Source organism: Nocardia sp. NPDC052001, from assembly GCF_040680615.1.
Classification (GTDB): domain Bacteria; phylum Actinomycetota; class Actinomycetes; order Mycobacteriales; family Mycobacteriaceae; genus Nocardia.
The window spans coordinates 178,794-194,130 of the sequence record NZ_JBFAXC010000003.1; the positions used below are offsets into that span (position 1 = coordinate 178,794).

Consider the following 15,337-nt stretch of genomic DNA (forward strand, 5'->3'; position numbering starts at 1 on the left):
GAAGTCACAGGGACACCGCGACAATCGCGGTGAGCAACCCCAGCACCCACGATTCGATGAGCAGCGGGAAGGCCACCAGCGCGGTAGGCCACGCCCGCTGCCCCAACCGCACCGCCCGCTGCACCCACAGCGGAATCACCATGAGCGTCACCACAATCCCGAACCACCCCACGAAATAGGCGAACGGCAGAAACCGGTGCTCACCGGTCGCACCGACAAGCACCCGATAATCCGGCACGAACGCCGCCAGCACCCACCCCGCAACCACCGCCGCGAGATAAATCACCACGGCGGCAACAAGATCCACCGGCCGAACCGGCGGCCGCCACCACTCCGCCATACCTCCAGCATGCCGCGATTTGTCAGCCGACGGCGTTGCCGACCAGGACGTGGCCGATACCGCCGCAGATCGCGATGATCGGCAGCGCGGCCAGGGTCCACCACCAGGCCCGGCGACCGGTCATGGCGGCCACCGCCGCCAGCACCAGCGCGGCGACCAGGGCGAGGGACATACCGCCGCCACCGATCAGCAGACCCCACAGGGCCGAGGCTCCGGGGCGAATCGCGGTGCACTGCACCGAGAGATCCTTCTTGGCCGTACAGCGGTTGCGAATCAGGCCGAAGGCTTTTCCGAACAGGTCGTAGGAGAACAGCGACACGATCGCGATATCGACCGCGAACAGCACCGCGGCCAGGGCGGCGTCCTTGCGGCTGACGGGCGGCCTCGGACCCGGGGTATTCGACTCGGCGGCAACCGATTTCGAGCGGCGGGCACCGGCCTTCTCGCCCTTGGGCAGGGTTTGGCGCACGGTTTCCTCGCCGTCGGCGGGCGCGTACGGCTGCCCCGGCTCGCCCGGACCCTGATCGCCCGGACCCGATCCATACGGCGGATTCCCACCGCCGGGACCGAAACCCGGACCGGGAACAGGTTGCGACGCCGGACCTTCCGGACCCCACGGCTGCCCGGATCCCTGCGGTGCACCGTGCCCCGGACCCGGAACCGGCTGTGACAGCGGACCTTCCGGACCCCACGGCGCATGCTGCCCCGTCCCGTACGGCCCACCCGAGCCTCCCGGACCCGGGCCCCGGCCCGAATTCCGCTGCGATGCCGGATCCCCCGGGCCCCGAACCGGCCCCGGAGGCCGTCCGGACCCGCCGGTGTTGCGTTGCGCACCCGGATCTTCCGACCCGCGACCTTGACCGGGTCCGCCCGGCCCGGGAGTTCCCGGACCACCGGAACCCGGGCCGCCCGAGCCCGGACCACCGGCTCCCGGTGCGCCGCCGCGTCCACCCGGGCCGCCGAAGCCGCCCGGTCCCGGCGGTCGGCCGGGTCCGCCCGGGTTGCGCTGCGGCCCGGCTCCACCCGGGCCGTGCGGCGGCGGACCGCCGGGACCCGGCGGCGGAACCTGGCCGGGTGGGTAGCCCTGGCCGCCCGAGCCTCGGGATTGGTTCGGATCGCCCTGCTGGTCGCCGGGTCCACCCTGTCGCCGCGTCTGGCCCGGGTCGCCGGGGACGGGGCCGGAATTCGGCGGGCTGCCGTCCGGGCCGGTCCGACGCGGTTCATTGGGTGGGTACATGCTGATGGGCTCCCCCGGTCGATCGATTACTTCCGGCATTGTCGCCGCGTCGCGACCCGGCCGCCACTTTGTTATCGCGACGCGGGTCCAGACCGACAACATCGGGCCGGGTTCGCGTCATTCCCGCCGCACTTCCGCACCAGTGTGCGCCCATCTCCGCTGGGAAACAGGGACTTTCGCACCGGAGCGCGGTCGGCCCTCGCGACCCGGCCCTGTCGAGCGCGGTCTCGAATCGGCCGACGGTGCGGCTGGGTAGGCTCGGCTGTGATGAACGACCACGCCATTCAGTCGGCCGGGGCTCCGGATTTCGACGCCGCGATCGTCTACGCCATACCGATGCGGACCCGGTTTCGCGGAATCACCGTGCGCGAGGGGATGCTGATCCCCGGTCCGCTGGGGTGGGGTGAGTTCTGCGCGTTCGCCGAGTATGACGATCGGGAGGCGGCGGCCTGGCTCGCCACTGCGGTCGAGCAGGCGACCCTCGGGTGGCCGGAACCGGTGCGGGATCGGGTGCCGGTGAACTGCATCGTGCCCGCGGTGGGGCCGGAACGCGCGCGCGAGATCGTGGCGGGGTCCGGATGCCGGACCGCGAAGGTGAAGGTGGCCGATCACCCGGATTCGCTTGCCGAGGACCTGGATCGGGTGGCCGCCACCCGGGAGGCACTCGGGCCGGATGGTGCCGTGCGGATCGACGCCAATGCGGTCTGGGATGTGGAGACCGCTGTCGAGCGGATCGGATTGATCGACAAGGCGGCGGGCGGCTTGGAGTACGTCGAACAGCCCTGCCGCACGATCGAGGAATTGGCGCAGGTGCGGCGCAGGGTGAATGTGCGGATCGCCGCCGACGAATCCATCAGGCGCGCAGAGGATCCCATGCGGGTAGCGGTGGCGGGGGCCGCGGATGTCGCGGTGCTCAAATGCACGCCGCTGGGCGGGGTGCGGCGCGCGCTCCAGGTAGCCGAGGCCGCCGGACTGCCCGCCATCGTGTCGTCGGCGCTGGAGAGCAGCGTGGGACTCGCCGCCCAGATACGTTTGGCCGCAACCCTTCCCGAGCTCGAATTCGCGTGCGGTCTCGACACGCTGTCACTGTTCACCGGTGATCTGGTGAGCGAATCACTGCGCCCCGTGGACGGATATCTCACCGTTCCGGCCTCCCCGCCTACGCCGGATCCCGAGCTGATGGAGCGCTACCGCCACCCGGACCCGGAACGGGAACGGTGGTGGCGGCAGCGCCTGGAGCGGGTAGCGGCGCTCCTGCCATAGCGAGCGGCCCAGTTCGGCGGCTCGGGCATCTCTCGGTCCACGCGGCCGGTCGCCCCGGCGTGCACGGATACCGCTGTGGCCGAACGCGGTTGCGGTGCTGTGCTCAGTCGGCGATCAGGGCGTTGCGCATGCTGCCGGAGGTGGTCAGGGTGCGTTCGCGCTGGCGGCGGATGAGGTAGCGGCCGGGGGCGATACCGCTGCCGCCGTGTTCGGGGTGCAGTAGGTAGGCGGTGGCGCGGGTGTCGAGGCAGCCCAGCGCCAGGCCCTCCGGATCCGCGACGCGGGTGGTCCAGCGGCAGACGCCGGGATCGGCCACCAGGACGTGCGGGTTGGCTCCCGCCGCGCCGCGCACGATTTCGATGCCCGCGAGCGGGACCTCGATCCAGCGATTGTCGGGGACGCGGACATTGGCGACCAACTCGATGGGGATGACGAGCAGGTCGCCCTGGGCTTGCAGGCCCGCAACGGCCGGGACCGCGACCTGGGTTTCCAGATGGTCGAGGACGTCGACACCGGTGCGGGAGGTCAGTTCGGCAAGGGTAATGGTCATGAGATCACCTCTGGTGTAGGAAGTTTCAGGTGCGGCGGCGCAGCTGCGCGTACTGCGCACCGCTCAGACCGTAGGACCAACCGGCGGCGGCCACGGGATTGTCGATGGTGACGGGAACATTGAGGCCGTAGCGGCGGCGGGTGCCGTCACGTTCCCGAGAACCGTTGACCACCAGCAGCACTCGGGTGCGATCGCGCCAATTGTCGTAGAGGCGCAGTTCCGCGCCCGGATTGCCGGGATCGGGAGCCGCGGACAGCAGGGTGAGCCCGGCCCGATCGATGAATTCGTCCCAGCCCAGCCGTTCGATGGCGGCCCGCCGCACCTCGATATTGCGCACCGCCAGCACGCGTTCCACCGTCAGATCGTTGAACACCCACTCCGGCACGAAGGTGCCGTGCAGCGCGAAAACACCTGCTCCATCGGCGAATTCGACCGCAGGACCGCTGGAATTGTGCAGCCGCGTCTCACCGAACCAGGCGACCGCCTGCGGTTCGGCATGCACCGCGACCGGACGCTCGGACAGCACACAGCGCTTCGGACCGGGCCACCACCAGCCCGCATGCCGGGCCAGCGCCACCCACTGATCGAGCTGGTGCGCATCGTCATCGCGGTATCGCGCCAATCCGGCGACCCGATTCAGGTCGTGAAAGGCCACGGTCCAGGTGTCGTACTGCTCATATCCGGCGATATCGGTGCGCCGCCCGTCCGGACCGAGCAATTCGGCGCGCATCGGCCGATACATACTGTCCCGCAATGATTCCTGCAAAGGCAGATGTACCAGATTATCCAGAATCCGAGGTGCGGAGATACCCGCCGCCAGCAATTCTCGCGGCGACATCGCGGACCATTCGTGCGCGGGCAATGACCGGCCGCGCAACCACCATTCCCGCTCGGGTTCGGTGCGTTCGATCAATCGCCGCCGCATGGCGGATTTGTTTCCGAGCAGACGCTGCAATAGCGGCCAGTTTCGAAAAGGCTGACCGGAGGGTGGAATTCCGATTCCGCCCGGTGGCCGGTCCGGATCATCGCGCAGTATTTCCACCGCCGCCGCGGGCGAGGGCACCCAGACGAATTCCGGTGGCGCTGCGCCGACCAGCGCGTACAGCTCGGTGACGGCACGCTGTGCGATATCCCGATCGGCGGGTGCGGTGGACAGACCGGTCCGCAGCCATTCATCGCGTAATCGGCACGCGAATTCGACGGGTTCTACCAGGGAAACCCCACGGGCTCTGGGCCGGCGCGGGGTGGCGACCGCGGTCACCGCTCGAAGGCGGTGGCCGCCTTTCCATAGAAGGAGATCATGAATCCGATCATGGCATCGAATTCGCGTCGCCGCAAGCGCGATCCGGCCGGGCGCTCAAAGTACGCGCACGCCACAGGAATACATGGTGGTGCGCAGCAACAGCGCGGCTTCCGGTCCGACGACACCGTCGACGAGCTCGATATAGCGGCCGCAGAATTCCGGCCCGTGCGGCGCGGTCAGGGCGTGATCGGCGTCCAGGTGGTGCGCGAGCTCGTGCAGAATCACCAATTCCCGCAGCGCCCAGGCTTTTCCGTGCACGTGCAGGGGTACCGCGAGCACCGCGACATCGGCCTCGTAGTGCGCGGCCCGCGTTCCGGACCGCGCCCGCACCGTGACCGGCACATCGGCCCGTTTCCACTGGGCGGCAACCCAATTCAGTGCGAGCACGCGATCCACATAGTTCTGCACGGATTCCACCGAGGCGAACTTTCGTTCCACCGGCAATGTCACCTGCGAGCCGAGCACCTCCACGGTGCGCACCCCGAACTCCTCGGCACGCTCAAAAACGCCGCGCACCAGCATTTCCGCGTCGTACACCCGTGACCGCTGCGCGTCACGCACGGCGGATGTCAGCCCTCACCGCGCGGTAATTGCCCACGGCCCGCACCCAATTCGGGCGCGGTGCCCAGACGCGCGGCCCGACCGGCACGGTCACCGGCGCGCCGGGCGGCGGCCGAGTAGCCCGCCGACGCCTGCGGCCCGCGCCAGGTTCCGCGCGCCTCGGAGGTGCTGGAGTAGAAGTCCGTGAGCTCCAGCTCCTTATTGCGCAGCGCGAGAGCCGTTCCGGTGGAGAGGGTTTCGGTCCGTACCGCCTCCGCCTCCACCTCGGTTTTGACCTCGGCCAGGCGGCGGCCGATACGCGCCGCGAAGGCCATCTGGAAATTCAGGCGCGCGGTCACCGCCGCGACCGGAGCCTGTACGCGCTTCTGGATCGTTCGGCCCCAGCGGGTTTCGGCGACGATCTTCTCGGTGGTGGCGCTCTTGTACGCCCCGGATTTGATGTACTGATCCGACGCCCGCACCATCTGCACCAGCAGACTGCCGTACAGCGCCTCGCAGGTGTCGATATCGGAGTCGAACCCGTACGCGTAGACCGTCGTCGAGGACCGCGCCACATCGCAGCGCACATCATTGGCCGCGGCGATCGCCACGAACAGCTGTACGTAGGTGCGCAATCCCTTCTTGCCCGGCTCACCGATCGGGATCACCCGCTGAATCGGCGTCGGCCGCCGCTCCCGGCTCGCGATATGCGCCCGCGCGACAGTCAGATCCACCGAGGACCGGGTGGCGAGCTTCTGTGCGGCCGCCAGGAACGCCTCGGCCTCGTGCTCGTTATCGGTCGACTCGGCCTGCCGCAGCAGCCCGCCGATACGTGTGAGTAACTTGTCCTGAGAAGACATCGGCACCCAGCCTAGCTGGGCGGATGATCCGATGACTCGGTGCGGGGAGCTACCGGGCGGGGGTGCGAAGACCGAGGTAGTCCGGGCACGGGGAAGATCCACCATGTATCTTCCCTTGTGCAACCGGCTGAGTGTGCTGCCGCTCACGTCTCGACCCTGGAGTATCCGCGATGGTTTTGAAGAAGGTGTCGTCCCTACGATCGTCGCTCGTCCCGCGCGCCGCGGTGGCTGTCACCTCGGCCGCGCTGTTGACCGCGACATTCGCCGCGGGTTGCTCGAGCGACTCGGGGAGTAACGCCGCCTCGCAGAACCTGACCGGGCGCGGCCCGATCACCTATGTCGAGGGCAAGGACACCACCGAAACCGGTGCGGTCAAACAACTCATCGACCGGTGGAACACCGCGCACCCGGATGAGAAGGTGACGTTCAAGGAGCAATCCAACGACGCCTCCCAGCAGTACGACGATCTGAAGCAGCACCTGCAGGCCAAGTCCTCGGACTACGACGTGGTCGCGCTCGACGTGCCGTGGACCGCCGAATTCGCCGCGCAGGGCTGGATCCAGCCGCTGAAGGACTCCTTCGCGATCGACACCTCCACCCTGCTGTCGCCGCCGGTCGCCTCGGCCACCTACAACGGCACCCTGTACGCCGCACCGCGAAACACCAACGGCGGCCTGCTGTTCTACCGCAAGGACCTGTCCCCCGAACCGCCCAAGACCTGGACCGAGCTGCTGGCCCAGTGCCCCAAGGCCAAGGAAGCCGGAATCGGCTGCTATGCCGGGCAGTTCGCGCCCTACGAGGGCCTGACCGTGAACACCGCCGAGGTCATCAACGCCTTCGGCGGCAGCTTCGTCGGCCCGGACGGCAAAACCCCCACCGTGAACACCCCGCAGGCCAAGGCCGGCCTGCAGGTGCTGGTGGACTCGTACAAGAACGGCGATATCCCGAAGGAAGGCATTTCCTTCAAGGAGCCGGAATCGCAGAACGCGTTCGTCACCGGCAAGCTCATGTTCATGCGCGGCTGGCCGTCGTCCTTCGGTGACGCGGGCTCGGACGCCTCCGCGGTCAAGGACAAGTTCGGTGTCGCCCCGCTGCCCGGTAAGGACGGCATCGGCGCCTCCACCCTCGGTGGCTACAACGCGGCCATCTCCACGTTCTCCAAGAACAAGGCCACCGCGCTGGACTTCCTGCGCTACCTGATCAGCGAGGACGCCCAGCACATCATCGCCCAGGGCGCACTGCCGTCCGTGCGCGCCTCGGTCTACGACGATCCGGCGCTGATCGCCAAGATGCCGTACCTGCCCGCGCTGAAGGATTCCATCGCCTCCGCCGTGCCGCGTCCGGTCACCCCGTTCTACCCGGCGGTGTCGAAGGCCATCCAGGACAACGCATATGCTGCGCTGACCGGTACGAAGTCCGTCGACGACGCCATTGTCGGAATGCAGAAGGGCATCGAGACCGCCGGTTCGTAGTACGACGAGTCCGTCCCCGTAGGAGAAGATAAACGGTGTCACGTCCTTCGGGAGCGACCGATGTCGCGACGCCCGACCTGCCTGGCAAGCCCGTGAAACCCGCACCGCCGCAAGGTAAACGCCGATTCGCCCCGGGCGGATCGGCCAAACCGTGGCTGTTCGTCACGCCCGTGTTGCTCGCCCTGGCCGTCGTGGTCGGGTATCCGGTGGTCCGCGCGGTGTACATGTCCTTCCAGAAGGACGCCGGACTGGACAAGTCCACCGGCATGTTCACCAAGGGCGGCAGCGCCGGGTTCGACAATTACACGCATTGGCTGCTGCAGCAGTGCACCAATTCGCTCGGCGAGACGGTCGACTGCCCCACCGGCAATCTCGGCTCGCAGTTCTGGCTGGCCATCGGCGTCACGCTGTTCTTCACCGTGGTGACCGTGACCCTGGAGGCCACCATCGGCCTGGGCATGGCCGTCATCATGGGCAAGACGTTCAAGGGCCGCGCCCTGCTGCGCGCCGCCGTGCTGATTCCGTGGGCCATCCCCACCGCCGTCACGGCGCGCCTGTGGGAGTTCATGTTCCAGTACGACGGCGTGGTGAACCGGGTGTTCGGCACCCATATCCTGTGGACCGCCGACCAGTGGCCCTCCCGCTTCGCGGTCATCATCGCCGACGTGTGGAAGACCACCCCGTTCATGGCGCTGCTGATTCTGGCCGGGCTGCAGGTCATTCCGGCCGATGTGTACGAGGCCGCCAAGGTCGACGGCGCCTCCGCCTGGCAGCGCTTCACCCAGATCACGCTGCCGCTGCTCAAGCCCGCCCTGCTGGTGGCGGTGCTGTTCCGCACCATGGACGCGCTGCGCATGTACGACCTGCCCGCGATCCTGACCCAGTCCAATCCGAACACCCGCACCATCTCGATGCTGGTGGTCGATCAGGTGCGCCAGGGTCCCAACAGCGCCTCGGCGCTGTCGGTGATCACCTTCTTCCTCATCTTCGCGGTGGCGTTCCTGCTGGTGAAGGTGCTGGGCGCCAACGCGGTTCGCACCCAGGAAGCACAGCGGGAGGCGCACTGATGAGCATCGATATGAGTAAAGCGCCCGCCGCCCCCGTGAAAAAGCCGGTGGCGCAATCGGTCCCGTGGACCAAGCGACTCGCCTCCGGCCGCGTCTACCTCGGCGCGCTGATCGTGCTGGTGTGGGGCCTGGGCCCGTTCTACTGGATGGTCGTCACCGCACTGCGCGATCCGGCCTACACCTTCGACAACACGCCCTGGCCGACGCACGTCACCCTGGACAACTTCCGCGACGCGTTCAGCACCAACCGCGGCAACGACTTCGGGCGCGCACTGCTGAACAGCGTGATCATCGGATCGGTGACCACGGTCATCGCACTGGTGCTCGGTGTCATGGCCGCTTACGCCCTGGCGCGCTTGACCTTCCGCGGCCAGTACGTGGTCTCCGGGCTCATCCTGAGCGCGTCCATGTTCCCGGTCGTGGTGCTGGTGACACCGCTGTTCCAGCTGTTCACCGACCTGGGCTGGATCGGGCACTACCAGGCCATGATCATCCCGAACATCTCGTTCGTGCTGCCCATGACCGTGTACATCCTGGCCTCGTTCTTCACCGAACTGCCCTGGGAACTCGAAGAGGCCGCGCGCATCGACGGCGCGTCCCGCTTCCAGGCGTTCCGGCTGATCATGCTGCCGCTGGCCGCGCCCGCCGTATTCACCACGGCCATCCTGGCTTTCATCGCCGCGGTGAACGAATATCTGCTGGCGCGACTGCTTTCCAGCGATAAGACCGAACCGGTCACCGTCGCGGTGGCGCGTTTCTCCGGTAATAATCCGCTGGTGCAGCCCTATGCCGCCATCATGGCGGCGGGCACCATCGTCACCATTCCGCTGGTGATCATGGTGTTGCTCTTCCAGCGCCGCATCATTTCCGGTCTCACCGCGGGCGGTGTGAAGTCCTGATCCTGACGGTAGCGTCGATTAGCATGGGTCGCGCCGCGCCTGCGGCGCTCTGACGTACACAAGCTTTTTCGACGCTCCGGAAGGAGATGATCGTGAGCTCGTCCCGCAAACGGCGCCGAAACGAACCGGCCCCGTACGCCACCATGGCAGGGTGGAACGAGCTCCCGACCGTGCCGCTGCAGCGGCAACCGTCGCACAGCAAACCGCGCCGGCGCGCGAAGCCGCCGAGCCGGCCCGAATCGGCCACGCGCCCGCCGCGCACCCGCGGTCAGCGCATCCGCCGGGTGATCGCCACGCTGGTCGTCATCTTCCTGGTGCTGCCCGCCATGCTGCTCGGACTCGCGTATTGGAGCGCGGAGATCCCGGATCCGTCGGCGGTGCAGACCAATCAGATCGCCACCATCCTGACCTCGGACGGCAATACCGTCATCGCGAAGGTCATTCCGCCCGAGGGCAATCGGACCCCGATACCGCTCAGCGATGTGCCGCAGCCGATGCGGCTGGCGATGCTCTCGGCCGAGGACCGCAATTTCTATACCAATCCCGGATTCTCTACCACGGCGTTCCTGCGCGCGGCCCGCGACAATCTGACCGGTAAGGACGATGCGGGCGGCGGCTCCACCATCACCCAGCAATATGTGAAGAACGCCTTCCTGACCTCCGAACGCACCCTGAGCCGGAAAATGCGCGAGCTCATCATCGCCGCCAAGATGTCCCGGCAGTGGAGCAAGGACGATATTCTCGCGGCCTACCTGAACACCATTTACTACGGTCGCGGCGCGTACGGCATCTCCGCGGCCGCGAAAGCCTATTTCGGCAAACCGGTTCCGGAACTGAACCTCGGTGAGAGCGCGGTGCTGGCATCGGTGGTGCGCACCCCGTCCATCCTGGATCCGGAAACCCATCTGCCACAGCTGCGGGCGCGCTGGGCATACGTGCTCGACGGCATGGTCGATATGGGAGTGCTCAGCCGCACCGACCGGGCCGCCGTGCAATTCCCGGAGATCGTCCCCGCCACCGAGGTCGGCGACAATATCCCGCGCGGGCCCGAGGGGCTGATCCGCGCGCAGGTGCTGCGCGAACTGCGCGCCTCCGGGATCAGCGAGCAAGAGCTCAATACCGGTGCGCTGCAGATCTTCACGACCATCGACGCGCGGGCGCAGCAGGCCGCACTCGGAGCGGTCGGAAACACCATGGGCGGACAGCCCGGCGAGTTACGCAGCGCGGTGGTCTCGATCGATCCGCGCTCGGGTGCGGTGCGCGCCTACTACGGCGGACCGGACGGCATCGGCTTCGACTTCGCCCAGGCCCCGCTGCAAACCGGTTCCGCCTTCAAGACTTTCGCGGTACTGGCCGCACTCCAGCAGGGAATCTCACTGTCCTACAAGCTCGACAGCGCACCGCTCACCGTCAACGGCGAGAAGATCCAGAACGTCGGCGGTGAATCCTGCGGCACCTGCTCGCTCGGCGAGGCGTTCAAACGCTCACTCAACACCAGCTTCTACCGGCTCACCCAGACGCTGTTCGAAGGGCCGAAAGCCATTGCGAACGCGGCACATCAGGCCGGTATCCCCGATCAGATCCCGGGCGTCGCGGGCAAGACGCTGACCGAGGACGGCGGGCAGCCGCTGCCGTCCATCGTGCTCGGCGCGTATTCGGTGCGGCCGATTGATATGGCCTCGGCGTACGCGACCATCGCCGCCTCGGGTGCCTATCGCGCACCGTATTTCGTGCAGAAGGTGGTGACCGGGGACGGCCGGGTGCTGCTGGATCGCGGCCCCGATCCGCAGAAGGGTGAACAGCGCATCCAGGCCACGGTGGCCGATACCGTCAGCCAGGCCATGCTGCCCATCGCGGCGTACTCGAACAATCACAATCTCGCCGGGCGGCCGTCCGCGGCCAAGACCGGCACCACCCAGCTCGGCGACACCGGGCAGAACAAGGATGCCTGGATGGTCGGGTTCACCCCGTCGCTGTGCACCGCGGTCTGGGTGGGAACCGAACAGTCGCAACCGATTCGGACCGCGCGCGGCGCCGCCATCTACGGTTCCGGACTGCCGTCCGATATCTGGAAGCAGACCATGGACGGCGCGTTGGACGGCTCACCGGTGGAGCAGTTCCCGAATCCGGCCGACCTGCCCGGCGCGCCGCCCGGCAATGGCAATTACGACATTCTCAATCCGGGTCCGGGTCCGCAGCAGGAACCGGTGGTGATCATTCCGCCCGCGCCGGAGCCACGCCAGGTGGAGATATTTCCCGGCCTCAGCATCCCGGTTCCGGGCTAGTTGATCATGAATCCCGACTACCGGACCCATCCGCCCCCGGCCACGGATATTGTGGAAACGGCCACCGGTGCCATCGACTCCGGACATCGGTGGCAGGATGCGGGTTGGGAGCAGGGTGGGGTCGGAGACAGCACGAGACTTAGGGGCGACGCCGGTGGATTTCAATGTAGTTGAACGCCACGAGACGCTGGTGGCCGGAACGGTGCTACGCAGCCCGGCGCTGGCGGTCGAGGGACCGCGCCGCGCCAAGGTCGAGGAAGCCTGGAAACAGAACCTCGCCCGCAGCCTGCCCGGGCCACCCGCGACCGCGTATGTCGATCACGCGCCCGAGATCGGCTCCTATCTGACCCATATCGTCGGCTACCGCTGTGAAAGCCTGAACGACCTGCTGCCTGGCGATGTGCTCGCCCGGATTCCCGCGGGCACCTTCGCGCGCTTCACCCGCTCCGGCGACAACCTGGGCGACACCATCGCCTCCATCTGGCGCACGGTATGGGATCTGGAAGCCTCGGGCACGTTGACCCGCGCGTATACCGGGGATTTCGAACGGTATCCGGATCCCCGGACCGTGGAGGTTTTCGTCGCGCTGCACGCCGGCGCGGAGGGGTAGGGGCTGTGGATTTCGAAATCATCACCCTCGACGGGTTTCTCGTCGGCGGGCTGACCATCCCGCTCGCGGGCCGCGAGGTCACCGCGCGGGATCTGGATCTGGTGAACTTCACCTGGGACCGCTATCTCGCCCGCGAGAAGAAGGCCGAGCGCGTCGCGGCCTATATCGGGCAGAACGATCACGCCGTGGCGGTTCTCGGCTATGAACTCTCGGGCCTGGACGATCTCGACACCGGTGACGTCCTGACCCGAATCCCCACCGGTCGCTACGCCAAATTCGTGGTCTCGGACAAGCCCTACGACCTGCTCCGCACCGCGTGGGCCAAGGTCGCCAAGGCCGAGAACGCGGGCACCATCACCCGATCCCACACCGCCGAGATCGAGCGCTACACCGGCCCGACCTCGGTAGAGGTTTACGTCTCCCTCGACTGACGCCGGCACAAGCTTCCAAAAGCCAAGGGCGGGACCGCGAATCGCGGTCCCGCCCTTCCCTCACCCGGTGGTGATCGCTACTTACTCCGCACCGATGATGAACGCTTCGAGCTGCTCACGGGCGACATCGTCGGCGAGCTGCTTCGGCGGGGACTTCATCAGGTAGGCCGAGGCCGGGATGACCGGTCCGCCGATGCCGCGATCGAGGGCGATCTTGGCGGCGCGGACGGCGTCGATGATGATGCCGGCCGAGTTCGGCGAGTCCCACACCTCGAGCTTGTACTCCAGGTTCAGCGGGACGTCACCGAAGGCGCGGCCCTCGAGGCGCACGTACGCCCACTTGCGGTCGTCCAGCCAGCCCACGTGATCGGACGGGCCGATGTGCACGTTGCCCTCGCCCAGATCCTTCTTCAGGTTGCTGGTGACGGCCTGGGTCTTGGAGATCTTCTTGGACTCCAGGCGCTCCCGCTCGAGCATGTTCTTGAAGTCCATGTTGCCGCCGACGTTCAGCTGCATGGTGCGGTCCAGCTGCACACCGCGGTCCTCGAACAGCTTGGCCATCACGCGGTGCGTGATGGTCGCGCCGACCTGGGACTTGATGTCGTCGCCGACGATCGGGATGCCCGCGTCGACGAACTTCTGCGCCCACACCGGATCCGAGGCGATGAAGACCGGCAGCGCGTTGACGAAGGCCACGCCCGCGTCGATGGCGCACTGCGCGTAGAACTTGTCGGCCTCTTCCGAACCGACCGGAAGGTAGGAGACGAGGACGTCGACCTTGGCATCCTTGAGCGCCTTGACCACGTCGACCGGCTCGGCCTCGGACAGCTCGATGGTCTCGGCGTAGTACTTGCCGATGCCGTCCAGGGTCGGACCGCGCAGCACGGGCACATCGGCCGGCGGCACATCGGAAATCTTGATGGTGTTGTTCTCGCTGGCGAAGATCGCGTCAGAGAGGTCGAAGCCGACCTTCTTCGCGTCGACATCGAACGCGGCGACGAACTTCACATCGCGGACATGGTAGGGGCCGAACTTGACGTGCATGAGACCTGGAACGGTCGCGGTCTCGTCAGCGTCCTTGTAGTACTGCACACCCTGAACCAGGGAAGACGCGCAGTTACCCACACCTACGATGGCCACCCGAACTTCGGTGTTGTTCTCACTCATGGCCGCTATTTCCCTCTTTCTGTGGTGCCGCCTTCGTCGATTGCTCCGCAGCAATCAACTCGTTGAGCCAGCGCACTTCGCGCTCGCTTGATTCGAGACCGAGCTGATGGAGCTGGCGGGTGTAGCGATCGAGTTGCCCGCTGGCTCGTTTGATCGCCTCCCGCAGTCCTTCTCGGCGCTCTTCGACCTGCCGTCGCCGGCCTTCCAGAATCCGCATCCTCGCTTCCGCGGGGGTGCGACTGAAGAAAGCCAGGTGAACGCCGAAGCCGTCGTCGGTGTAGTTCTGTGGTCCGGTATCGGCCAGGAGTTCGGCGAACCGCTCCCGCCCGAGATCGGTCAGCTGGTAGACCCGCCGCGCACGCCGCGTGGTCAACCCCGGTGGAATCTCTTCCGCGATAAGGCGATCGGTCTGCATGCGCTTGAGGGTCGGATACAGCGACCCGTACGAGAAGGCCCGGAACGGGCCGAGCAGACCGGTGAGCCGCTTACGCAACTCATAGCCGTGCATCGGAGATTCGAGGAGCAGCCCGAGGATTGCCAACTCGAGCACCGGGCCTCACCCCCTCCTGACTGTTGTCTTCAGACCTAACCGATGGATGCAGTTACAAACTATATCGCGCCGATATATTTTGCTAACCGATGCACTGATTTCGTGAGATCCGGGTAACTCCTGGGGCACCCCCGAAATCGGGTCGGCACCCACCGCGAGCACGCATGCGAGCCGGTTGACGGCTCTCAGCCGGGCGCTAAATATTCGGAGAGGCGGAACAGAGGAGTGCGGGGGGCGTGCCGCCGCAAGTACTCTGGGTCGCGTGCGAATACAGCGGCAGGTAGTGGACTATGCGCTCCGGCGCCGGTCGCTGCTGGCCGACGTCTACGCGGGCCGCGTGGACGTCTCGTCGGTGTGCGATGCGAATCCGTACCTGTTGCGTGCGGCGAAATTCCATGGGCGCGGGAGCGAGGTCACATGCCCCATCTGCCGGAAAGAGCAGTTGACTCTCGTATCGTGGGTCTACGGTGACGCTCTGGGACCGGCCGCCGGCTCCGCGCGCACGCCGGAAGAGCTGATCCGGCTGGCCGAGACGCGCGAGGAGTTCTCGGTGCACGTGGTCGAGGTGTGCCGGACCTGCAGTTGGAACCATCTGGTGCAGTCCTATGTGGCGGGCCAGGCCCCCGCGCCGGGCCGCCGTCGTTCCGGCGCCCGCCGTCGCGCGGCCGAGTGAAAGGCCGCACCGACTGCTGAATACGCGGGTACACGCGTGCCCGCAGCGGCCAACTGCCGCAAGGACCCACCACCCCGGGCTAGGACCGTA

The 15,337-nt window shown here is 67.1% G+C and carries 16 protein-coding genes; 8 read left to right on the forward strand and 8 right to left on the reverse strand.

Features of this window, described 5'->3' with window-relative positions; genetic code table 11:
• Positions 1 to 4: 4 nt before the first annotated feature.
• Positions 5 to 340, reverse strand: a complete 336-nt coding sequence (locus AB0L82_RS16255; RefSeq protein WP_364636520.1) for a hypothetical protein — start codon at positions 338 to 340, stop codon at positions 5 to 7.
• 22 nt (positions 341 to 362) lie between these two features.
• A complete protein-coding gene (locus tag AB0L82_RS16260) occupies positions 363 to 1,577 on the reverse strand; it encodes a hypothetical protein (protein ID WP_364636522.1) in 1,215 nt (404 codons plus the stop codon).
• A 267-nt stretch (positions 1,578 to 1,844) separates the two neighbouring features.
• Between AB0L82_RS16260 and AB0L82_RS16265 the strand changes: the two genes are divergently transcribed.
• Positions 1,845 to 2,840 carry an o-succinylbenzoate synthase gene (locus AB0L82_RS16265; RefSeq protein WP_364636524.1) on the forward strand — a complete coding sequence of 332 codons (996 nt, stop codon included), beginning with the start codon at positions 1,845 to 1,847 and terminating at the stop codon, positions 2,838 to 2,840.
• Between the two features lie 103 nt (positions 2,841 to 2,943).
• Here AB0L82_RS16265 and AB0L82_RS16270 read toward each other — a convergent pair whose 3' ends face one another.
• From AB0L82_RS16270 to AB0L82_RS16285, 4 genes are all read right to left on the reverse strand, one after another.
• On the reverse strand, positions 2,944 to 3,390 hold the full coding sequence (locus AB0L82_RS16270; protein WP_364636526.1) for a hypothetical protein: 447 nt from the start codon (positions 3,388 to 3,390) through the stop codon (positions 2,944 to 2,946).
• A gap of 25 nt (positions 3,391 to 3,415) precedes the next feature.
• Positions 3,416 to 4,651: a DUF6745 domain-containing protein gene (locus AB0L82_RS16275; RefSeq protein ID WP_364636528.1), complete on the reverse strand. Its 1,236-nt coding sequence runs from the start codon at positions 4,649 to 4,651 to the stop codon at positions 3,416 to 3,418.
• A gap of 96 nt (positions 4,652 to 4,747) precedes the next feature.
• Complete coding sequence (locus AB0L82_RS16280) at positions 4,748 to 5,254, reverse strand: TIGR04338 family metallohydrolase (protein WP_364636530.1); 507 nt, start codon at positions 5,252 to 5,254, stop codon at positions 4,748 to 4,750.
• Between the two features lie 8 nt (positions 5,255 to 5,262).
• The gene (locus AB0L82_RS16285) at positions 5,263 to 6,093 is read right to left on the reverse strand and encodes a DUF2786 domain-containing protein (RefSeq protein ID WP_364636532.1); all 831 of its coding nucleotides are present in this window, start codon (positions 6,091 to 6,093) and stop codon (positions 5,263 to 5,265) included.
• Between the two features lie 170 nt (positions 6,094 to 6,263).
• Between AB0L82_RS16285 and AB0L82_RS16290 the strand changes: the two genes are divergently transcribed.
• The 6 genes from AB0L82_RS16290 (at position 6,264) to AB0L82_RS16315 (ending at position 12,857) form a co-directional block, all read left to right on the forward strand.
• Positions 6,264 to 7,565, forward strand: coding sequence for an ABC transporter substrate-binding protein (locus tag AB0L82_RS16290; RefSeq protein ID WP_364636534.1), 1,302 nt, complete (start codon positions 6,264 to 6,266; stop codon positions 7,563 to 7,565).
• A gap of 92 nt (positions 7,566 to 7,657) precedes the next feature.
• Positions 7,658 to 8,632 carry a sugar ABC transporter permease gene (locus tag AB0L82_RS16295; RefSeq protein ID WP_364637916.1) on the forward strand — a complete coding sequence of 325 codons (975 nt, stop codon included), beginning with the start codon at positions 7,658 to 7,660 and terminating at the stop codon, positions 8,630 to 8,632.
• A complete protein-coding gene (locus AB0L82_RS16300; RefSeq protein ID WP_364636536.1) occupies positions 8,632 to 9,531 on the forward strand; it encodes a carbohydrate ABC transporter permease in 900 nt (299 codons plus the stop codon). Before AB0L82_RS16295 ends, AB0L82_RS16300 begins: the two co-directional genes overlap by 1 nt.
• An 86-nt stretch (positions 9,532 to 9,617) precedes the next feature.
• Positions 9,618 to 11,816: a transglycosylase domain-containing protein gene (locus AB0L82_RS16305; RefSeq protein WP_364636538.1), complete on the forward strand. Its 2,199-nt coding sequence runs from the start codon at positions 9,618 to 9,620 to the stop codon at positions 11,814 to 11,816.
• Positions 11,817 to 11,970: 154 nt separating this feature from the next.
• On the forward strand, positions 11,971 to 12,426 hold the full coding sequence (locus tag AB0L82_RS16310) for a GyrI-like domain-containing protein (RefSeq protein ID WP_364636540.1): 456 nt from the start codon (positions 11,971 to 11,973) through the stop codon (positions 12,424 to 12,426).
• A gap of 5 nt (positions 12,427 to 12,431) precedes the next feature.
• Positions 12,432 to 12,857 carry a GyrI-like domain-containing protein gene (locus AB0L82_RS16315; RefSeq protein ID WP_364636542.1) on the forward strand — a complete coding sequence of 142 codons (426 nt, stop codon included), beginning with the start codon at positions 12,432 to 12,434 and terminating at the stop codon, positions 12,855 to 12,857.
• An 81-nt stretch (positions 12,858 to 12,938) separates the two neighbouring features.
• Here AB0L82_RS16315 and AB0L82_RS16320 read toward each other — a convergent pair whose 3' ends face one another.
• Positions 12,939 to 14,024, reverse strand: a complete 1,086-nt coding sequence (locus AB0L82_RS16320) for an inositol-3-phosphate synthase (protein ID WP_364636544.1) — start codon at positions 14,022 to 14,024, stop codon at positions 12,939 to 12,941.
• Complete coding sequence (locus AB0L82_RS16325; protein ID WP_364636546.1) at positions 14,017 to 14,574, reverse strand: PadR family transcriptional regulator; 558 nt, start codon at positions 14,572 to 14,574, stop codon at positions 14,017 to 14,019. Before AB0L82_RS16325 ends, AB0L82_RS16320 begins: the two co-directional genes overlap by 8 nt.
• A gap of 262 nt (positions 14,575 to 14,836) precedes the next feature.
• On the opposite strand from AB0L82_RS16325, the gene AB0L82_RS16330 reads away from it, so the two are divergent.
• Positions 14,837 to 15,247 (forward strand): DUF5318 domain-containing protein, encoded by a 411-nt coding sequence (locus AB0L82_RS16330; protein WP_364636548.1) that lies wholly within the window; start codon positions 14,837 to 14,839, stop codon positions 15,245 to 15,247.
• Positions 15,248 to 15,337: the final 90 nt, after the last annotated feature.